This window comes from Streptomyces sp. NPDC021012, assembly GCF_044333355.1.
Lineage (GTDB): Bacteria > Actinomycetota > Actinomycetes > Streptomycetales > Streptomycetaceae > Streptomyces.
The window spans coordinates 139,547-159,103 of sequence record NZ_JBIRQU010000002.1 but is presented as its reverse complement, the minus strand read 5'-3'; the positions used below and the strand labels follow the sequence as shown (position 1 = coordinate 159,103).

Sequence of the window (19,557 nt, the reverse complement as noted above, 5' to 3'; positions counted from 1 at the left end):
CCCTTACGGGTTCGAACCGACGATCGTCGGGATGGTGGTGCCCACCTTGAACAGGTAGGTGCCCTTGAAGGTCGGCTTGGCGCCGACCGGGACGGCCGCACCGCAGCCGGACGAGGAGACGACGGTGAGCTCGCCCGCGACGCTGTTGACGGCGAGCGCGCCCGTCGAGTTGGTGTACGTGCCGGACGCCTGTCCCGTCACGGTGAAGTTGCAGGCGCCGACGCTCACGTTGGCCTTGACGTTGCCGACGTAGCCCTTGGTGACGCCGGTCGCGGCGGTGTAGTCCTGCGCCACGATCGTCCAGGGGGTGACCGCCGTCGCGTTCACGTTGCCCAGCACGCTGGTGCAGGGGGCCCCGGTGGCGCCGAAGGCCATCGAGTTGATGTTGCCGATGGTCGCCGGGTTGCCGGTGGCGCTCTGTCCGACGCCCGCGCCGTTCGACTTCGTACACGTCATGGCGATGCCGTTGACGCTGAGGACGACGTTCCCGCTGTTGACCGCGGTGATGCTGGCCGGGGACGGGCTGACGGTCCAGACCGTCGAGGGCACCGCGGAGGCGGGGCTCACGGCGAGGGCGAAGGCGGCGGAGGCGCCACCGGCGACGACGGCGAGGTTTCTCAGGGACTTCTTCATGGCTCTGGGGTTCTCCTTGGGGATCGTCCGGCAGAGGGTGCTTCGGTGGGGGTGTGCCGCGGCGGGTGCGGACGTGGCCGGCGGCCAGGCCGTCCTACCGCTGCGAAACCAGACGTTACTTGCGGGAAACTTAGCCGAACAATGGCGCGAACCAAGATTCTTTGAAGATGCCCGATTGCCTGTCAAGAGGGTGAGCGATGGCGGGAATCCGCTTGGTTCCGAAGTGCGCAATGTCGACAATTATGATCGATCATGCGAGGTCGGGGAGGAGCTCTTCCGGTCAATATCGAGTTTTCCTGCGGCCGGTGACAATCCCTCACGTCGAATTGTCTGGCGGCTGATAAGTGGCCTCCTGCCCGGCCCTGTTCCGCGAAAACTCCGGATCCGGTATTGCCCCACGAGGTTACCCGGCCGTAGCGTTCCCGGAGTCGGCGCTCAGTCGCAGGTCGGCGCAGCACTCTGTCGTGGCGGTGACAAGAACATCTCCCGACTTTGTCTCCGTGGTGACAAACGCGGGAGCGGATCAATGAATTTGCGCCACAGCTATTGTCCGGGTGATCCAGAACGGCCTACCGTGCGCCCGCGGCGCACGCGTCACGCACGTCTGCTGGAGGTGGGATGGGAATCGAAGTAGTCGTCGAGGGGCTCACCATGTCCTTCGGCAAACAGAACATCTGGCAGGACGTGTCACTGACTCTCCCGGCCGGAGAGGTGAGCGTCATGCTCGGCCCTTCCGGAACCGGCAAGACGGTCTTCCTGAAATCGCTCATCGGGCTGCTCAAACCGCAACAGGGCCGTGTCCTCATCAACGGGGTCGACATGGTCAGCAGCCCCGAACGCGACATCTACGAGACCCGGAAACTCTTCGGCCTCATGTTCCAGGACGGCGCCCTGTTCGGCTCCATGAGCCTCTTCGACAACATCGCCTTCCCGCTGCGCGAGCACACCCGCAAGCGGGAGTCGGAGATCCGGCGCATCGTCATGGAACGGATCGAACTCGTCGGCCTCCTCGGCGCGGAGGACAAGCTGCCGGGCGAGATCAGCGGCGGCATGCGCAAACGCGCCGGCCTGGCCCGCGCGCTCGTGCTCGACCCGCAGATCGTCCTGTGCGACGAACCGGACTCCGGGCTCGACCCCGTCCGCACCGCCTACCTCTCGCAGCTGCTCATCGACCTCAACGCGCGGATCGACGCGACGATGCTGATCGTCACCCACAACCTCGACATCGCCGCCACCGTCCCCGACAACATGGGGATGTTCTTCCGCCGCAGACTCGTCACCTTCGGGCCCCGAGAGGTCCTCCTCACCAGCGACGAACCGGTCGTCACCCAGTTCCTCGCCGGCCGCCGCGAAGGCCCCATCGGCATGTCCGAGGAGAAGGACGCCGCCCTCCTCGCCGCCGAGGCGGTCGACCCCGCCGGCCACGCGACGGCGCCCCGGGTCATCGTCCCGCAGCTGGAACCCTCCCCCGGCCTGCCGCCCCGCGCCGCGGTCACCCGGCGCCGGGAGCGCGTCCTCGGCATGCTCGACCAGCTGCCGCCCGCCGCCCGCGCCGCCATCCGCGACACCTACGCGCGCAGTGCCGCGGCGCCCACCCTGACCATGCCGGCCCCCGGGAGCGGCTCGTGATCACCGGCGCGCTGCGGCAGACCGGCCGCCTCTTCGCCCTCGCCGCCGAGGTGAGCCGGGCCGTCTTCCGGCGGCCCTTCCAGTTCCGCGAGTTCATCGAGCAGTTCTGGTTCGTCGCGAGCGTCACCATCCTGCCCGCCGCACTCGTCTCCATCCCGTTCGGCGCCGTCATCGCTCTCCAGGTCGGCTCCCTCACCCAGCAGCTGGGGGCCCAGTCGTTCACCGGCGGCGCCAGCGTCCTCGCCGTCATCCAGCAGGCCAGCCCGCTCATCGTGGCCCTCCTGATCGCCGGCGCCGGCGGCTCCGCCATCTGCGCCGACCTCGGCTCCCGCAAGATCCGGGAGGAGCTCGACGCGATGGAGGTCATGGGCGTCTCGCCCGTCCAGCGACTGGTCGTCCCGCGCGTCCTCGCCACCATGGCGGTCGCCGTCCTCCTCAACGGCATGGTCTCCGTCGTCGGCACCCTGGGCGGCTACTTCTTCAACATCGTCCTCCAGGGCGGCACCCCCGGCGCTTACCTCTCCAGCTTCTCCGCCCTCGCCCAGCTGCCCGACCTCTACATCAGCGAGATCAAGGCGCTGATCTTCGGGTTCATCGCGGGCATCGTCGCCGCCTACCGGGGACTCAACCCCCGCGGCGGCCCCAAGGGCGTCGGCGACGCGGTCAACCAGTCCGTCGTCATCACCTTCATGCTGCTGTTCTTCGTGAACATGGTGCTGACGGGCATCTACCTCCAGATCGTCCCGCCGAAGGGAGGCTGAGACCGATGGCCTCCCCCTTCGTCTGGCTCGACCGCTCCGGAGACCAGCTCCTCTTCTACGTACGGGCGCTGCTCTGGATACCCAGGACCCTGCGCCGCTACCTCAGGGAGGTGCAACGGCTGCTCGCCGAGGTCGCCTTCGGCTCCGGCGGCCTCGGCGTCATCGGCGGCACCATCGGCGTCATGATCGCGATGACGCTGTTCACCGGCACCGTCGTCGGCCTCCAGGGCTACGCGGCCCTCGAACAGATCGGCACCGCCGCCTTCACCGGATTCGTCTCCGCGTACTTCAACACCCGCGAGATCGCCCCGCTCGTCGCCGGACTCGCCCTCTCCGCGACCGTCGGCGCCGGATTCACCGCCCAGCTCGGCGCCATGCGCATCAACGAAGAGGTCGACGCCCTCGAAGGCATGGGCATCCGCTCCATGCCGTACCTGGTCACCACCCGCATCATCGCCGGCGTCGTCGCGATCGTCCCGCTCTACGCGGTCGGCCTGCTCTCCTCCTACCTGGCCTCCCGCTACGTCACGGTCCTCTTCAACGGCCAGTCGCAGGGCACCTACGACCACTACTTCAACCTCTTCCTGTCACCGACGGACGTCCTTCTCTCGGTGCTGAAAGTGCTGATCTTCAGCGTGATGGTGATCATCGCCCACTGCTACTACGGCTTCCGCGCCTCCGGCGGCCCCGCCGGCGTCGGCATCGCCGTCGGTCGCTCCGTACGCAACGCCATCGTGCTGATCAGCGTCACCGACTTCTTCCTGTCGCTGGCCCTCTGGGGCGCGACCACGACCGTGAAGGTGGCGGGGTGAGATGAGCGACTCAACGGCCGAGACCGTCCGCCGCCGGTTCGCCGGCGTCGTCTTCCTCCTGGTACCCGTCCTGCTCGCCTCCCTCGCGGTCGCCGTCTACGACAAACGGTTCACCGACTCCGACCCGGTCGTCGTCGAGACCGGCAGCGTCGGCAACGAGATGCACCTCGGCGCCGAGGTGAAGCTCCGCGGCGTCGTCGTCGGCGAGGTCCGCGCCATCGACGCCACCGACGGCGGCGCCCGGCTCACCCTCGCCATGCGGCCCGGAGCCCTGCGCCACGTCCCCTCCGACGTCCGCGCGCAGATGCTGCCCACCACCCTCTTCGGCGAACGGTTCGTGGCCCTCGTACCGCCCGCGAACCCCTCCGCGAAGACGCTCGGCCCCGGAGACGTCATCCCCGAGGACCGCTCCGGCAACGCCGTCGAACTCCAGCAGGTCCTCGACAACGTCCTGCCCCTGCTCACCGCCGTCCAGCCGGAGAAACTGTCGGCCACCCTGTCCGCCGTCTCCCGCGCCCTGGAGGGCCGCGGCGACAAGCTCGGCGAGACCCTCAGCGAACTCGACGCCCACCTGCGCGAGTTCAACCCCCACCTGCCCGCCCTCACCCGCGACCTGAAAGAACTCGTGAAGGTCAGCAACCTCTACGCGGACGCCGCCCCCGACATCGTCACGGCGCTCACCGACTTCACCACCACCAGCGGCACCCTCGCCGAGAAGGAGGGCGAGTTGGCCGGCACCTTCGGCGCCACCACCCGGACCGCGCAGGACCTGACCGCCTTCCTGCGGCAGAACAAGAACAACATCATCCGGCTCAGCGCCACCGGCAGGCCCACCCTGGAACTCCTCGCCGAGTACTCCCCGTCCTTCCCGTGCACGCTGCGCACCCTCGCCCAGTTCGTGCCCGCGATGGACAAGGCGCTCGGCAAGGGCACGAACCAGCCGGGACTGCACGTCGAGGTCACCACCGTCCCCTCGCGCGGCGCGTACGTCCCCGGCCGTGACACCCCCTCGTACGGCTCCGGCGGCGGCCCGCACTGCTACCCCGTGCCGTACCTCGGCGTCCCCGCCGCACCCGCCGCGCGGGCGTCCGCCGCGGCCGACCAGCAGCTCGGGCCCGCCAACTCCCCGCAGGAGAACGACCTCGTCAACGAACTGCTCGCGCCCGCGGCGAACAAGCGGCCCGGCGACCTGCCGGACTGGAGCAGCCTGCTGGCCGGCCCCGCGTTCCGCGGCGCGGAGGTGACCCTCCGATGACGACGAGACCCGCCCACACCCGACGGCGCGGCCTGACCGGGACCGTGCTGAAGTCCCTCGCGTTCGTCCTGGTCACCGCCCTGGCCACCACCGTCCTCGGCTTCAGCATCGCCAACACCGGCGTCGGCTCCGGCACCCGCTCCTACAAGGCGCTGTTCACCGACGTCACCGGGCTCGTCGAGGGCGACTCCGTGCGCGTCGCCGGAGTGAAGGTCGGCGAGGTGACCGACGTGCGCGTCGTCGAACGGCGCACCGCCCAGGTCACCTTCACGGTCCGAGAGGACCGCACCCTGCCCCGGTCCGCGACCGCCGCCGTGAAGTACCTCAACATGGTCGGCCAGCGGTACGTCTCCCTCGGCCGCGGCACCGGCGACCTGACCGGCACCCTGCACGCCGGGGACACCATCCCGCTCGACCGCACCACCCCCGCACTCGACCTGACCCTGCTCTTCAACGGCTTCAAGCCGCTGTTCGAGGGCCTCTCGCCCGCCGACGTCAACGACCTCGCCGGCTCGCTCGTCCAGGTCCTCCAGGGCGAGAGCGGCACCGTCGACAGCCTCCTGCGGCACATCGGCTCCCTCACGAAGACCGTGGCCGCCAAGGACAAGGTCATCGGCGAGGTCGTCACCCACCTCAACACCGTCCTGACCACCCTCAACACCCGCGAAGCCGCCTTCGGGGACCTCGTCGTCACCCTCCAGAAGCTCGTCACCGGCTTCAACACCGACCGCAAACCCCTCGGCGAGGCGGTCAAGGCCATCGGCGACCTCACCACGACGACCGCCGGCCTCCTCCAGGAGGGGCGCGCCCCCCTCAAGAAGGACATCCGCGAACTCGGCCGGCTCTCGGGCACCCTCGGCGACCACACCCCCGACATCGAGAACTTCCTCGCCAACACCCCCGGCAAGATGACGGCCCTCGCCCGCCTGTCCTCGTACGGTTCCTGGTTCAACCTCTACCTCTGCGAGGCGCGCGTGAGCGGCGTGGGAACCTCCGACGGCTCCAAGCCGCCGACCGGCATCGCCGTGACCGAGCCGAGGTGCCGCCGATGAGCCCGCGCCCCCTGTTCAAGCCGGTCAAGGAGCGCAGCCCCGTCGGCGTCGCCGTCGTCGGACTCGTGTTCCTCGCCCTCATGGCCGTCCTGGCGTACAACGTGGAACGGCTCCCCCTCGTCGGCGGCGACACCGCCTACAGCGCCGACTTCACCGAGGCCGCCGGACTCGACGCCGGCGACGAGGTCCGCATCGCCGGCGTCAAGGTCGGCAAGGTCACCGAGGTCGCCCTCGACGGACCCAAGGTCAAGGTGACCTTCGAGGTCGGCGACGCCTGGATCGGCGACCGGTCGACCGCCGCCATCGCCATCAAGACCCTCCTCGGCGAGAAGTACCTGGCCGTCGACCCGCTGGGCTCCGCCCCGCAGGACCCCGGCACCCGCATCCCGCAGTCCCGCACCACCTCCCCGTACGACGTGACACAGGCCTTCCAGGACCTCAGCGGCACCGTCGACGCCATCGACAGCGAGAAGCTCGCGGAGAGCTTCCGGACGATCTCCGACACCTTCAGGAACTCGCCGCCGCACGTACGCAACGCCGCCACCGGCCTGTCCGAACTGTCGGAGTCCGTCTCCAAGCGCGACACCCAGCTCGCCCGCCTCCTGGAGAACAGCAGGAAGTTCACCAAGACCCTCCAGGACAAGAAGTCCAGCTTCGAGATCCTCATCGAGGACGGCGGCTCGCTGCTCGGGGAGCTCAGGAAGCGCCGCGAGGCCATCCGCGCCCTGCTCAAGGGGAGCAGGGAGCTGGGCACCGAGCTCAGCGGACTCGTCGGCGACAACAACCGGCAGCTCGGCCCCACCCTGAAGGCCCTCAGCCGCGTCACCGGCGTCCTGGAGAAGAACAGCGGCCAGCTCGACAAGACACTCGCGCTCATCGGCCCGTACTACCGGCTCGTCGGCAACACCCTCGGCAGCGGCCGCTGGTTCGACAGCTACCTGTGCGGCGTGGTGCCCCGCACCTACCTGCCCGAGGCCTCGCAGCCCAAGACCGGATGCATGCCGCCGAAACGGACGGCGACGCCCCAGGGGAGCGGTGAACGATGACCAAGCCAAGAAAGCCCCTCGTCGCCGGGCTCGCCCTCGCGGTGCTCGCCGCCGCCGGCCTCGTCGCCGTACGAGTCCTCGACGACGACGGCATCCGCGTCACCGCCTACTTCGACCGGGCCGTCGGCATCTACGCCGGATCCGACCTGCGCGTCCTCGGCGTCCGGGTGGGAGAGGTGGAGTCGGTGGAGCCGCAGGGCACCCGCGTACGCGTCGCCCTCCGCCTCGACGAAGGCGTACGCGTCCCCGCCGACGCGCGGGCCCTCGTCGTCGCCCCGAGCATCGTGGCCGACCGGTACGTCCAGCTCAGCCCCGCGTACAGCACCGGACCCACCCTCGCCGACGGCGCCCAGCTGCCCGCCTCCCGCAACCGCACCCCCGTCGAGATCGACCAGCTCTACGACTCGATCACCGAACTGAGCAAGGCGCTCGGCCCCGACGGCGCCAACTCCGCCGGAGCCCTCTCCGAACTCCTCGACACCGGGGCGAAGAACCTCAAGGGCAACGGCGCGGCCATCGGCACCTCCATCGAGCAGTTCGGCAAGGCCGCCAAGACCCTCGACGGCAGCAGCGACGACCTGTTCACCACCCTCGGCCAGCTCCAGACCTTCACCACCATGCTCAAGAAGAAGGACGGCGACGTCCGCACCGCGCAGGAACGCCTCGACGAGGTCGTCGGCTACTTCGCCGAGAACAAGGAGGACCTCGCCGGCGCCCTCAAGGAACTCGGCAAGGCCCTCGCCCAGGTCAAGACGTTCATCAAGGACAACCGCGGCGAGCTGAAGAAGAACATCGACCGGCTCGTCCCCCTCACCCAGACCCTCGTCGACCAGCGGGCCTCCCTCGCCGAGGCGCTCGACGTCGCCCCGCTCGCCGCCGGCAACCTCGTCAACGCGTACGACAAGGACACCCGCACCCTCGACGGCCGCGCCAACCTCAACGAGATCAGCATGGGCGGCCCGCTGCTGCCCCTGCCGGTCGCCGGGGCCTCCTCCACGGGCACCGGGGAGACGGGCATCGGGGAGGGGAAGCGATGAACCGGGACAGCCTGCCCTCCCGCAAGGCCGTCGGCGCCGCGGCCGCCGGAGCGGTCGCGCTCGGCCTCGGGTTCGCCGTCGTCCTCGGCGCGATCCCCGCGAACCCCGTCCGGTTCGACGGCATCGAGGACCTCCCGCTGCCCGGCGGCGCCGACCTCGGCTCCCACCCCTACACGGTCACCGCCGAACTCGACGACGTCCTGAGCCTCGTGCCGCAGTCCGCGGTCAAGGTCAACGACGTCGCCGTCGGCCGCGTCACCGCCATCGAGCTGGGGACCGACAACTGGTCCGCCCGCGTCACCCTGGAGATCAACGGCGACGTCCGGCTCCCCGCCGGCGCCGGCGCCCGCCTGGAGCAGTCCAGCCTCCTGGGCGAGAAGTACATCCAGCTCGTCGCCCCGCCGAAGGACGACGGCACCCGCCTCACCGACGGAAGCGTCATCCCGATCGCCCGCACCAACCGCAACACGGAGGTCGAGGAGGTGTTCGGCGCGCTGTCCCTGCTCCTCAACGGCGGCGGCGTCAACCAGCTCAAGACCATCACCCGGGAACTCAACGCCGCCCTCGGCGGACGCGAACCCGAGGTCCGCTCGATGCTGAACCGCGTGAACACCCTGGTGACGAACCTCGACGCGCACCGAGGCGACATCACCCGGGCCCTCGACGGCGTCAACCGGCTCTCCGCCACCCTCGCCGGCCGCAAGAAGGACGTCGACACCGTCCTCACCGGCCTCTCGCCCGGCCTGAAGACACTGGAGAACCAGCGGGGCTCCCTGCTGACCATGCTGCGCGCCCTCGACACCCTCTCCGGCGTCGCCGTCTCCACCGTCGACGCGAGCAAGAAGGACATGATCGCCGACCTCAAGGCCCTCGCGCCGACCCTCACGGCACTCGCGGACGCCGGGGCCGACCTGCCCGACTCCCTGCAGGTGCTCCTCACGTACCCCTTCACCGACGAGGTGATGAACGGCGTCAAGGGCGACTACCTCAACACCTACCTGCACCTCGCCGCCGCCCCCGGCACCGAGGTGATCCCGCCCCTGATCCCCGATCCCGATCCCGGCCCGACCGCTCCCGCTCCATCGGAGCCGACCCCGGACCCGGGCACGGACCCGACCCCGGACCCGGACCCGGGCACGGGCGGGCGAGCCGGAAGGAACACCTCCTCGCCGCTGCCCCTGCCCCCGGTCACGACGGGAACCACACCCAAGGACGGAGGCGAGAACCGGTGATCACCCGCACCGTACGGCTGAAGAACCTCGCGTTCCTCGTCATCGCCGTACTCGTCCTCGGCTTCGTCGGCGTCCGCTACGCCGACCTCGGCCGCTACGCCGGCATCGCCGACGACTACACCGTCCGCGTCCACCTCGCCCGCACCGGGGGCCTGTTCACCCACTCCGACGTCACCTACCGGGGCGTCTCCGTGGGACGCGTCGGCGCCATCGACCTCACCGCCGACGGAGTCGTCGCCGAACTGCGCATCAAGAAGTCGGCGCCCCGGATCCCCGCCGACGCGCGCGCCGTGGTCGCCGGACTCTCCGCCGTCGGCGAGCAGTACATCGACCTCCGCCCCGAGAGCGACGGCGGCCCCTTCCTCGCCGACGGCGCCCGCATCGAACAGACCGACACCGAGGTCCCGGCACCCGTCACCGACATGCTCGCCAGCATGAACGACCTCACCGCCTCCGTCCCCCTGGAATCCCTGCGCACGGTCGTCGACGAACTCGGCAAGACCTTCGAGGGACACGGCGACGACCTCCAGGTCCTCCTCGACAACGGCAGCCGGTTCGTCCAGGCCGCCGACCGGGCCCTGCCGGCCACCACCCGGCTCATCAACGACGGCGAGGTCGTCCTGCGCACCCAGGCCGACGAGAGCCGCGCCATCCGGGACTTCGCCACCGGCGCCCGCGACCTCGCCGCCACCCTCAAGGGCTCCGACGCCGACCTGCGCCGCCTCCTCGCCGTCACGCCCGAAGCGACCGGCCAGGTCAGCGGCCTCCTGCGCGACCTCGACCCGAGCCTCGGCGTCGTCCTCGCCAACCTCCTCACCACCTCGGAGGTCGCCGTCACCCGGCAGCGCGGCACGGAGGAGCTCCTCGTGAAGTTCCCGGCGGCCGTCTCGGCGGGAGCCACCACCGTCGACGGAGGACACCTGAACATCGGCATGGCCGTCACCTTCTTCAAACCCCTGCCCTGCACCTCCGGATACGGCGGTACGCGCTACCGCAACGGCCTCGACCTGGGGACCGCGCCCGCCCTCAACACCGGCGCCTCCTGCACGTCCCCCGCCTCCACCGGCGTCGACGTACGCGGCTCCGCCCACGCCCCCAGGAGCGGCGGCGTGCCCGCTCCGGCCCGGCCCGGCTCCCTGCCCTCCGGCAGCGCGCGCACCACGGCCGGCTCGCAGCCGACCCTGCCCGGCGCACTCGCCCTGCCCGGCCAGGCCGGCGGCCCGACGGACCTGGCCGGACTCCTCGGCCTGAACACCGGGAGCACCCGATGAAGCGCGCGAAGACCCTGGCCGTCACCGCCCTCGTCGCCGCCCTCGGCTTCTGCGGGACCGGCGCCTGGACCTACGCCCAGGCCCGCACCGACGAGGAGCTCGCCTTCGGCCGGGAACGCGACACCGCGCTCGCCGAGGGCCGCGACCGCCTCACCGTCCTGAACACGCTCGACGCCTCCACCCGCGAACGCGCCGCGGCGGGCATCCGGGCCTGGCGCGACGCCGCCACCGGACCGCTGCGCACCGAACTCGGCCGCACCGAGCCCACGGTGGGCGCCTCGGCCCGCGCCACCGTCACCGAGGCCGCGCTCACGGCGCTGGACGCGCGGGCCGGTACGGCGAAACTCATCGCGACCGTACGCGTCGACGTCACCCCGCGCGGAGCCACCACCGCGACCACCGACCGCAAACGCCTGGAGGCCGTCCTGACCCGCACCGGCGAGAACACCTGGCGTGTCGCGGCACTGAGCGCGGTCCCGGTCGCCGGAGCGGACGACGGCGGGAAGAACGAGAAGGGCGGGGACGAGTGACGCGGCTGCTGCGCACGACGACCGACGGGGGAGAGGCCACGGAGGCCACGGAGGCGGCGGTCGAGGAGAACACGTCCGTCGACGCGGTGCCGGCCACGGACGAAGGAGAGAAGGGGAGCACGTCCGTCGCCGCCGTGTCGGCCGCGGACGACGGGGACGGCGAGGACGGGACGGGAACCACGGACAGCCCCGGCCGCCGTTCCGCCACCGCCTGGCGCAGGGCCGCCCTCGCCACCGCCCTCACGGCCCTCCTCCTCGGCGGCAGCGGGTTCTTCCACGCCGCCCACCAGCTCCGTTCGGCCCCCTCGGCGCGGAACCACGCGCTCACCGACACCGGGGCCACCACCCGCGTCAGCGGCGACGTGGCCGAAGGCCTCGCCCGGGTGTTCTCCTACACGCCCGCCACCACCGACGCCGCCGAACGGTCCGCCCGCACCGTCCTCGCGGGGCGCGCCGCCCGCCAGTACGCGGACCTGCTCGCCCAGGTCCGCGCGAAGCTGGCCGAGCAGCGCATCACCCTCTCCACCCAGACCGTCCGCACCGGGGTGATCGAACTCGACGGGGACAGCGCACGCCTCCTCGTGTTCCTCGACCAGACCTCGCGGCGCGACAAGGGCGCCGCCACCTCCGCCGCGGCCCAGCTCACCGTCACCGCGAAGTACCAGGGAGACCGGTGGCTGATCGTCGACATCAAGGCCCGCTGACGATGAGCGGGAGACGGGAGAACCCCATGACACGCCAGGTCCGCGCCTCGGCGGGCAACCGGCCGGTCCTGGCCGCGGCCCTCGTGCTCACCCTGGTCGCGGGCGGCTTCGCGGCCTGGGAGGGGCGGAGCTGGTACGCGTCGTCCCACGACGACTCCGCGGCGTACGGCGTCCAGCGCGACGAGGCGCTCGCGGCGGGGGAGCAGGCGGTGCAGAACCTCAACACGCTCGACCACCGGCGCGTCGACCAGGGGCTGGACCTCTGGGAGACCTCGACGACCGGCGAGCTGCACAAGCAACTGGTCGACGGGCGCAAGGAGTTCACCAGTCAGGTGAAGGCGGCGAGGACGGTGACCACGGCCCGGGTGCTGTCCGGCGCCGTCACCGAACTCGACGACCGGGCGGGCCGGGCCCGGCTGCTCGTCGCGCTGCGCATCACCGTCACGACGCCCGACAGCAAGAGCACGGAGAAGGACAGTCGCATGCTGGGCGAACTCACCCGCGCCGACGGCCGGTGGAAGCTCAGCGGGCTGGGGCAGGCCCCCGTGGGCGGCACGGCGGCCGGCTGACCGGACCGTCCCGTACGCGAGAGCCGCCAGCACCCGAAAGGACACGCACGATGCCGACGCCCCGTCACCACCTCAACCGCCAGCGCCGCCGCCAGGCCCTCGCCGACCAGCCGACCCCCGCGTCCCGGGGGCACGCGCCGGTCGCCGTCCTGTCCGGGCCCGCCTCCGGGCCCGGGCGGCGACCGGCGGCGAAGCCCGTACGAGAGACGACGGAAGCACCGGACGATAAGGGCACCGCCGGCCGTCCGGGCGGCGCGGGGACGAAGGTCTCCGCCGGGACGGCGGAGGAGGCGACGGGACGGCGCCACCTCGCCCCCCTGGTGACCCTCTGTCTCCTGACCCTTCTCCTCGGCGGCTTCGCCGGATGGGCGCACAGCAGGGCGGGAGAGCTGCGGGACGATCCCGCGCGCGCCAACACGGCCCTCACCGACCTCGCCCGTACCAGTGAGATCAAGGGGCAGACCGCCGCGGCCGTCGCCGCGCTCTTCTCGTACGACCACGCCGACACGGGCCCCTTCGAGCGCGCGGGGAAGACCCTCCTCACCGGCAAGGCCGTCGCCCAGCACCGGACCCTGTTCGCCGGGGTGCTGGCCCAGGCGGCCCGGCAGAAGACGGTGATCACCACGACGGTCACCGACAGCGCGGTGGAGCGGATCGACGGCGACCGCGCCAGGGTCCTGGTCTTCGCCGACCAGAGCAGCGTGAGCACGGCGGGAACCGGCAAGGCCGGCGGGGGGAAGCAGAAGCCGAAGACCCAGGACCAGGGCGTCTACGCGGGCGCCATGTTCGCCTTGGACCTCGTGCACCGCGACGGCCGCTGGCTCGTGGAGGGCATCGACACCTTCGGCCGCTGACGGCGGTGGCGGGTGTGGGGGCGCTTGGACGGTGGATCGTCCAAGAGGTCGATGCTCTGTCAAAGGGCACATCCGCAACCCTTAACGGCGAAGAGGGACTGTCCGTCCCCCCGGACCGGACAGCCCCTCTTGATCCGAACGACCCCGGATCCGTTACGGCTTCTGGAAGCCCGCGTCCTGGAGGATCTTCTGGCCCTCGGGCGAGGACAGCCAGGCGACGAACGCGGCGGCGGCCTCGGAGTTCTTCGACTCCTTCAGCGTGGCGGCCGGGTACTGGGCGATGGCGTTCTGCGCGTCGGGGATCTCGACGGCGTCGACCTTGTCCTTGGCGCTCTCGGCGTCGGTCTTGTAGACGAGTCCGGCGTCGGCCTCGCCGAGCTCGACCTTGCTGAGCACCGCGCGGACGTTCGGCTCCTGGGAGACCGGCTTCACGGTGATCTTCTGGGCGTCGAGGACCTTCTTGCTGTACTTGCCGGCCGGCACCTCGGGCGCGGCGAGGACGACCTTGAGCTTGGTGTCCGCGAGGTCCTTGAGCTCGTCGACCTTGAAGGGGTTGCCCTTGCCGGTGGCGATGACGAGCCGGTTCCTGGCGATGACCGTCGGGGCGCTCGTGTCGGCCTTGACCTTGTCCATGCTCTTGGTGTCGGCGGTGACCAGGACGTCGGCGGGCGAGCCCTGCGAGACCTGGGCGACGAGCTCCTGCGAGCCGGCGAAGGAGAAGGTGAGCTTCGTACCCGGGTGGGACTTCTCGTACGCGGCGCCGGCGGTCTTGAACACGTCCGTCAGGGAGGCCGCGGCGAGCACCGTGAGGTCCGCCTTCGGCGCGGCGCTCGCGGAACCGGAGGCGGTGGAGCCGGCGGTGTCCTTCTTGGTGTCGTCGTTCGACGAGCAGGCGGCGAGCGGGACGAGGAGGGCTGCGGTGAGGGCGGCGGCAGCGGTACGACGTCTGGCAGGGGTGAGTGCGAGGGACATGAGGGTCTGAACTCCTTGGGGACGAACGGGAAAGTGCGGGGGAGGCCGGCCGCGCCGACGGCCGATGGTGCTGCGGTACCGCGTGAGGGGCGGTCAGGTGCGGTCGATGTGCACGCTGGTCGACTTCACGCGGGCGGTGGCCTGCATGCCGACTTCCGGTCCCAGCTCCTCCACGGCCTCACGGATGAGGAGGGGCACCAGGCGGTGCGGTCCGGCCTGGAGGGTGACCCGGCCCGCGCCCGCCCGGCGTCGCGCGGTGCCGGGGCTCACGCCCGGCAACCGCGAGACCCGCCCGGTGCTGTAGGACTGCATGTGCGACACCGTATGGCGATCAGGCTCTTATCTGCAACAAACCCGTAGGACTCTCCATCGCGAATGAGAGCGGGCTTGGAGAAAGGCATGAGGAGGGCGGGACGCTGACGTGCGGCCTGCGGGGAACCTCCGGTCCGAGGAGCCTGGCCAGGGGGGTGTCCGGGAGGTGTTTCGCCGTAATCTCTTCGCATCTACGATGGTCCGACTCGTACTCACCTGGTGAATGTGAGGCATGGATTTCGTTCGCGAGCACACAAGGAGTTCCCCGTGCAGGTCGCTCAGCTACTGCGCCTCGACCGTCTCGACCTCTCGCTCCTCTGGGGGGACGAGGCGCTGCTGGCCCAGGAGATCGGCGGCGTGACGGCGACCGATCTCGAGGATCCGGCCCGGTTCCTGCAGCCGGGCGAGATCGTGCTCAGCGGCCTCGTGTGGTGCGACCGCGAGGGCGACGCGGCCAAGACCGGCCGTTTCGTGTCCGCCCTGCGCGAGGCGGGCGCGGTGGCCCTGCTCGCCGGCGAGGAGACGCACGGCGAGGTGCCGGCGGAACTGGTGGACGCCTGCCGCGACCACCGCATCGCCCTGCTCGCCGTGCCGGCCCACACCAGCTTCCGGGCGATCACCGAGGCCGTCCACCTCCGGCAGCGGGGCGAGCCGAGCCGCCGCCCCACGGACCACTACGCCCTCCCGGAGAACGTCCGCGTCGACCTCGACCGGGCCCTGGAGCGGGGCGCGTCGGCGGGCGAACTGCTCGACCTCTCCTTCGCCCACCTCGGCACGCCCGCCTGCCACCTGCTCACCGGCAGCGGCCGCACCGTCGCCCGCACCGCGACCGCCCCGGAACTCCCCGCACCGCGCGCGGTGGAGGCGGTGCGCGGCCGGCACGGCACGACCGTACGGATCGAGGCCGACGACAGCGTCTTCGACGCCTGGTACCTGCACCTCCCGGAGGGCGGCCACGTCCCTCCCCGGATCCTCCACGAGATCGGCGAACTGGTCGGCCGCCACCGTCGGCGGCAGGACCGGCGGACGGCGCCCCGCGGACGGGCCCACGAGGAGCTGGTGACCCGGGTCGGCGCGGCGTACGGGGAGGCGAACGGCCTGGAGGAGGCCCTGCGCGCCTGCGGGCTCGCCGACGCCGCCGCGTACACCGTGGTGGTCGCCGCCTCGGGCCGCACCGAGGACCGGCGGGACGCGGCCGCGGCCCTCGCGGAGGCGCTCCGGCACCAGCGGCCGCTCGCCTTCGCCGCCGCCGGAGGCGCGGAGGGGGAGGCCGTCGCCGTGCTGGCCCACGAACAGGCCCCGGACGGCGAGGTGGCGGTACGGCTCCGGGAGGTGTGGCCGCTGCTCCACGCCTGCCGCCCCGGCGCCACGCTGCATGCCGGTGTCAGCGACCCCGTGCACAGGCCGGCCGACCTCCGGGACGCCCTCGCCCAGGCCCGCTACGCCCTCGCGGGCGCCCGGTCGACGGCACCGGCGTCGGCCGGGGTGGCACGGCTCGCGGACCTCGCCGACCTCGGGACGCTCCTCGCCGGCATCCCCGCCGACGTACGGGAGGTGTACCGGGACACCGTCCTCGGACCCCTGCTGCGCGCCGGGAAGGGCTCGCGCACCACCCTCCTGGACACCCTGGAGGTCTTCCTGGCGCACAACTGCTCCTGGGCCAGGACCGCGGAGGCGCTGCACCTCCACGTGAACACCGTCCACTACCGCATCGACCGCGTCGAGGCCCTCACCGGCCGGGACCTGTCCCGCCTCGACCACAAGCTCGACCTGAGGGCGGCCCTGCTCTGCCGCTGAGCGCCGTACGGGCCGTCGGTTCAGGAGAGGTCGATGTGCACGCTGGTCGACTTCACCCGCGCGGTGACCGTGACGCCGACCTCCAGCGCCAGCTCCTCGACTGCCTCGCGCGTCACAAGGGACACCAGGCGGTGCGGCCCGGACTGGACCTCGACCTGCGCGGCCACGTCGTCGGCCCGTACCGCGGTCACGATCCCGACGAACGAGTTCCGCACGGACGTCGGCACGTCGTCGTCCGGCACGGCATGCAGCCCCGCACCGCGCTCCGCCGCGAAGCGGGCCAGCGCCACCCCGTCGATCACGCGTTTGCCGGCGCCGTCCCGCTCCATGCCCAGCCTGCCGCCGTCCGCCCACCGGCGAACGGTCTCCGAACTCACTCCGAGCAGCTGCGCGGCCTGCCCAATGCTGTACGACGGCACACCCGCACTCTAGGCCACCGCGGTCGCCGGGAGGCGATGCGCCGGAAAACCCGCAGGCCCTAACGTTGGCCCATGATCAAGACGCCGTCGCGGGTCGAACTGCACCCGCTCACCCTCTCCGACCAGGACGAGTTCTGCGGCCTCGTGCGGGCCAGCGCCGCACTGCACGGGCCGTGGATGCAACTGCCCACCACAGCGGAGGAGTTCCGTACCTGGATGCGCCGCTTCGACGACGGAACCAACCTGGGCTTCCTGATCCGTGTCAGGGAGACCGGCGAGGCCGCCGGAACGGTCAACATCAACTCGATCATCCGGGGCCGCTACCAGGGCGCCTCCCTCGGCTACGCGGCCTTCGCCCCCTCCGCGGGCCGCGGCTACATGACCGAAGGGATCGCCGCCACCCTCCAGTACGCCTTCACCGACCTGCGCCTCCACCGGCTGGAGGCCAGCATCCAGCCCGGGAACGAACCGTCCCTCGCCCTGGTCCGGCGACTGGGCTTCCGCTACGAGGGGATCTCGCCCGCCTACCTCTACATCGACGGGGACTGGCGCGACCACGAACGCTGGTCCGTCACCGCACCGGCCCCCTGGACCCCGGATCCGTCCCTTCCCGAGGTCTGAGCCGCGCGCAGCTGGGCCTCCGCCCGGCCCAGGAGCGTGTCCAGGAGCACGGGATACGCGCTGTGGTTCATGCGGTCCGCCAGCAGGGGCGCGGTCGCGGCGATGTGGGGATGGGTCCCGGCGGGCAGCCGGGCGTAGGTGGAGGTCCACATCTCCTCGTCCGCCTCCCTGACCTCGTCCTTGACGGCCAGCGCGCCCGCGTCCAGGGCGGCGAAGGCCAGGGCCAGGTCGATGAAGGCGTGGTACACGGCGACGGCGGCCGCGTCGCCGAAGCCCGCGCCGCGCAGGATGCCGAGGATCGTCTCGTCCACCTCGATCTCCCGGGGCCGACCGGTGACACGGCTGGCGGTCAGCAGGGCGGCCTGGGGGTGGGCGAGGTAGGAGGCGTGGACGGCCAGGCCCAGCGCGCGCAGATCGGCGCGCCATTCCCCGGTGGCCGTCCAGCTGTCCAGGGCCCGCCCCATCAGCTCCTCGCCGATGGCCCGGGTCAGGCCGTCCAGACCGGCGAAGTACCGGTACACGGTGCTCGGGTCGGCACCGAGCGCGGCGCCGAGCCGGCGCGCGGTCAGCCCGGCGCTCCCGTGCTCGCGCAGCATCCGCAGCGCCGTCCGCACGATCAGCTCCTCCGACAGCACGGTGCCCTGCCGGGTCGGCCGCCGCCTGCGCCGTTCCGCCTCGGGAACCACCTTCTTCGGCACCCCGCACCCCCTCGTCGCTCCTTATGCCAACGCCGTAGACCCTAACCGTCCCGCTCGTGTTCCATCGGGGCGTTCCCGGGATCCCCCCGGGACCGACTCGACGAAACGGGTGTGTGACATGCGTGTACTTCTCGTGGGTGCGGGCGGCGTCGGAACCGCCGTCACCCGCATCGCGGCCCGCCGTGGCTTCCTGGCCCACATGGTCGTCGCCGACTACGACCCGGCCCGCGCCGAGGCCGCCGTCGCCGCGCTCGACGACCGGGAGGGCCGGTTCAGCGCACACCGCATCGACGCCTCCGACGAGGCCGCGGTCCGCCGCCTCCTCGCCGAGGAGAACTGCGACGTGCTGCTGAACGCGACCGACCCCAGGTTCGTGATGCCCCTGTTCCACGCGGCGCTGGCCGCGGGCGCGCACTACGTCGACATGGCGATGTCGCTGTCCGCACCCCACCCGACCGCCCCCTACGAGCAGTGCGGGGTCAAGCTCGGCGACGAGCAGTTCGCCCTGGCCGGGGCCTGGGAGAAGGCCGACCGCCTCGCCCTGGTCGGCATGGGCGTCGAGCCGGGCCTGTCGGACGTGTTCGCCCGGTACGCCGCCGACGAACTCTTCGACGAGATCGAGGAGATCGGCGTCCGTGACGGCGCGAACCTCACCGTCGAGGGGTACGACTTCGCGCCCTCCTTCAGCATCTGGACCACCATCGAGGAGTGCCTCAACCCGCCCGTCGTCTACGAGAAGGACCGCGGCTGGTTCACCACGGCGCCCTTCAGCGAACCGGAGGTCTTCGACTTCCCCGAGGGCATCGGCCCCGTGGAGTGCGTGAACGTCGAGCACGAGGAGGTCCTCCTCATGCCCCGCTGGGTCGACGCGCGCCGGGTGACCTTCAAGTACGGCCTCGGCGACGACTTCATCGCCAAGCTGAAGACCCTCCGCGACCTGGGCCTCGACTCCACGGCGAAGGTCACCGTCCCCGGCCCGGACGGGCCCGTCCGGGTCTCCCCGCGCGACGTGGTCGCCGCCTGCCTGCCCGACCCCGCCACGCTGGGCGACCGCATGAAGGGCAAGACCTGCGCGGGCACCTGGGTCAAGGGCACCAGGAACGGCGCGCCGCGCGAGGTGTACCTCTACCACGTCGTCGACAACGAGTGGTCGATGCGCGAGTACGGTTCCCAGGCCGTGGTCTGGCAGACCGCCCTCAACCCGGTGATCGCCCTGGAGCTGCTCGCCACCGGCACCTGGAAGGCAAGCGGGGTCCTCGGCCCCGAGGCGCTTCCCCCGCGCCCGTTCCTCGACCTCCTCGGCGCGTACGGATCTCCGTGGGGCCTCCGCGAGGAGCGCTGACCGAACCGCCC

Annotated in this window: 21 protein-coding genes; 16 read left to right on the top strand and 5 right to left on the bottom strand. The window is 71.6% G+C overall.

What is annotated here, in order from left to right; translation table 11 throughout:
• Positions 1 to 3: 3 nt before the first annotated feature.
• Positions 4 to 633: a hypothetical protein gene (locus ACH4TP_RS06005; protein WP_398180160.1), complete on the bottom strand. Its 630-nt coding sequence runs from the start codon at positions 631 to 633 to the stop codon at positions 4 to 6.
• 618 nt (positions 634 to 1,251) lie between these two features.
• Between ACH4TP_RS06005 and ACH4TP_RS06000 the strand changes: the two genes are divergently transcribed.
• The 13 genes from ACH4TP_RS06000 to ACH4TP_RS05940 all read left to right on the top strand — a co-directional run bounded on the left by ACH4TP_RS06000 (position 1,252) and on the right by ACH4TP_RS05940 (position 13,385).
• Positions 1,252 to 2,262, top strand: coding sequence for an ABC transporter ATP-binding protein (locus tag ACH4TP_RS06000; RefSeq protein WP_398180163.1), 1,011 nt, complete (start codon positions 1,252 to 1,254; stop codon positions 2,260 to 2,262).
• Complete coding sequence (locus tag ACH4TP_RS05995) at positions 2,259 to 3,023, top strand: MlaE family ABC transporter permease (protein ID WP_388854348.1); 765 nt, start codon at positions 2,259 to 2,261, stop codon at positions 3,021 to 3,023. The genes ACH4TP_RS06000 and ACH4TP_RS05995 overlap by 4 nt, the downstream gene beginning before the upstream one ends.
• A 5-nt stretch (positions 3,024 to 3,028) precedes the next feature.
• On the top strand, positions 3,029 to 3,835 hold the full coding sequence (locus tag ACH4TP_RS05990) for an ABC transporter permease (protein WP_073812955.1): 807 nt from the start codon (positions 3,029 to 3,031) through the stop codon (positions 3,833 to 3,835).
• 1 nt (position 3,836) lies between these two features.
• Positions 3,837 to 5,090: an MCE family protein gene (locus ACH4TP_RS05985; protein WP_389236276.1), complete on the top strand. Its 1,254-nt coding sequence runs from the start codon at positions 3,837 to 3,839 to the stop codon at positions 5,088 to 5,090.
• Positions 5,087 to 6,142, top strand: coding sequence for an MCE family protein (locus tag ACH4TP_RS05980; protein ID WP_389236278.1), 1,056 nt, complete (start codon positions 5,087 to 5,089; stop codon positions 6,140 to 6,142). Before ACH4TP_RS05985 ends, ACH4TP_RS05980 begins: the two co-directional genes overlap by 4 nt.
• On the top strand, positions 6,139 to 7,188 hold the full coding sequence (locus ACH4TP_RS05975; protein WP_398180168.1) for an MCE family protein: 1,050 nt from the start codon (positions 6,139 to 6,141) through the stop codon (positions 7,186 to 7,188). The genes ACH4TP_RS05980 and ACH4TP_RS05975 overlap by 4 nt, the downstream gene beginning before the upstream one ends.
• Positions 7,185 to 8,225 carry an MCE family protein gene (locus ACH4TP_RS05970; RefSeq protein WP_398435989.1) on the top strand — a complete coding sequence of 347 codons (1,041 nt, stop codon included), beginning with the start codon at positions 7,185 to 7,187 and terminating at the stop codon, positions 8,223 to 8,225. The genes ACH4TP_RS05975 and ACH4TP_RS05970 overlap by 4 nt, the downstream gene beginning before the upstream one ends.
• Complete coding sequence (locus ACH4TP_RS05965) at positions 8,222 to 9,457, top strand: MCE family protein (protein ID WP_398435988.1); 1,236 nt, start codon at positions 8,222 to 8,224, stop codon at positions 9,455 to 9,457. The genes ACH4TP_RS05970 and ACH4TP_RS05965 overlap by 4 nt, the downstream gene beginning before the upstream one ends.
• On the top strand, positions 9,454 to 10,728 hold the full coding sequence (locus ACH4TP_RS05960; RefSeq protein WP_389236286.1) for an MCE family protein: 1,275 nt from the start codon (positions 9,454 to 9,456) through the stop codon (positions 10,726 to 10,728). The genes ACH4TP_RS05965 and ACH4TP_RS05960 overlap by 4 nt, the downstream gene beginning before the upstream one ends.
• The gene (locus tag ACH4TP_RS05955) at positions 10,725 to 11,258 is read left to right on the top strand and encodes a hypothetical protein (protein ID WP_398435986.1); all 534 of its coding nucleotides are present in this window, start codon (positions 10,725 to 10,727) and stop codon (positions 11,256 to 11,258) included. The genes ACH4TP_RS05960 and ACH4TP_RS05955 overlap by 4 nt, the downstream gene beginning before the upstream one ends.
• 86 nt (positions 11,259 to 11,344) lie before the next feature.
• Positions 11,345 to 11,962, top strand: coding sequence for a hypothetical protein (locus tag ACH4TP_RS05950; protein ID WP_398436843.1), 618 nt, complete (start codon positions 11,345 to 11,347; stop codon positions 11,960 to 11,962).
• Between the two features lie 26 nt (positions 11,963 to 11,988).
• Positions 11,989 to 12,531 (top strand): hypothetical protein, encoded by a 543-nt coding sequence (locus tag ACH4TP_RS05945; protein ID WP_398435985.1) that lies wholly within the window; start codon positions 11,989 to 11,991, stop codon positions 12,529 to 12,531.
• 50 nt (positions 12,532 to 12,581) lie between these two features.
• Positions 12,582 to 13,385, top strand: a complete 804-nt coding sequence (locus ACH4TP_RS05940) for a hypothetical protein (protein WP_398435983.1) — start codon at positions 12,582 to 12,584, stop codon at positions 13,383 to 13,385.
• Between the two features lie 153 nt (positions 13,386 to 13,538).
• On the opposite strand, the gene modA is transcribed toward ACH4TP_RS05940, so the two are convergent.
• Together modA and ACH4TP_RS05930 are read right to left on the bottom strand one after the other, a co-directional pair.
• Positions 13,539 to 14,357, bottom strand: coding sequence for a molybdate ABC transporter substrate-binding protein (modA, locus tag ACH4TP_RS05935; RefSeq protein WP_398435982.1), 819 nt, complete (start codon positions 14,355 to 14,357; stop codon positions 13,539 to 13,541).
• Between the two features lie 93 nt (positions 14,358 to 14,450).
• On the bottom strand, positions 14,451 to 14,669 hold the full coding sequence (locus ACH4TP_RS05930; RefSeq protein ID WP_398180190.1) for a TOBE domain-containing protein: 219 nt from the start codon (positions 14,667 to 14,669) through the stop codon (positions 14,451 to 14,453).
• Positions 14,670 to 14,936: 267 nt separating this feature from the next.
• Here ACH4TP_RS05930 and ACH4TP_RS05925 point away from each other — a divergent pair, with 267 nt between their 5' ends.
• The gene (locus tag ACH4TP_RS05925) at positions 14,937 to 16,466 is read left to right on the top strand and encodes a PucR family transcriptional regulator (RefSeq protein ID WP_398435980.1); all 1,530 of its coding nucleotides are present in this window, start codon (positions 14,937 to 14,939) and stop codon (positions 16,464 to 16,466) included.
• Between the two features lie 20 nt (positions 16,467 to 16,486).
• Here ACH4TP_RS05925 and ACH4TP_RS05920 read toward each other — a convergent pair whose 3' ends face one another.
• On the bottom strand, positions 16,487 to 16,885 hold the full coding sequence (locus tag ACH4TP_RS05920; RefSeq protein ID WP_389236300.1) for a molybdopterin-binding protein: 399 nt from the start codon (positions 16,883 to 16,885) through the stop codon (positions 16,487 to 16,489).
• Between the two features lie 72 nt (positions 16,886 to 16,957).
• On the opposite strand from ACH4TP_RS05920, the gene ACH4TP_RS05915 reads away from it, so the two are divergent.
• Positions 16,958 to 17,506 (top strand): GNAT family N-acetyltransferase, encoded by a 549-nt coding sequence (locus ACH4TP_RS05915; RefSeq protein ID WP_398435978.1) that lies wholly within the window; start codon positions 16,958 to 16,960, stop codon positions 17,504 to 17,506.
• On the opposite strand, the gene ACH4TP_RS05910 is transcribed toward ACH4TP_RS05915, so the two are convergent.
• Positions 17,416 to 18,204 carry a TetR/AcrR family transcriptional regulator gene (locus tag ACH4TP_RS05910; protein WP_398435976.1) on the bottom strand — a complete coding sequence of 263 codons (789 nt, stop codon included), beginning with the start codon at positions 18,202 to 18,204 and terminating at the stop codon, positions 17,416 to 17,418. The two genes, ACH4TP_RS05915 and ACH4TP_RS05910, sit on opposite strands and share 91 nt — an antisense overlap.
• 118 nt (positions 18,205 to 18,322) lie before the next feature.
• Between ACH4TP_RS05910 and ACH4TP_RS05905 the strand changes: the two genes are divergently transcribed.
• Entirely contained in the window at positions 18,323 to 19,546 is a 1,224-nt protein-coding gene (locus tag ACH4TP_RS05905; protein WP_398435974.1) for a saccharopine dehydrogenase family protein, read from the top strand.
• The last annotated feature ends 11 nt before the right edge of the window (positions 19,547 to 19,557 follow it).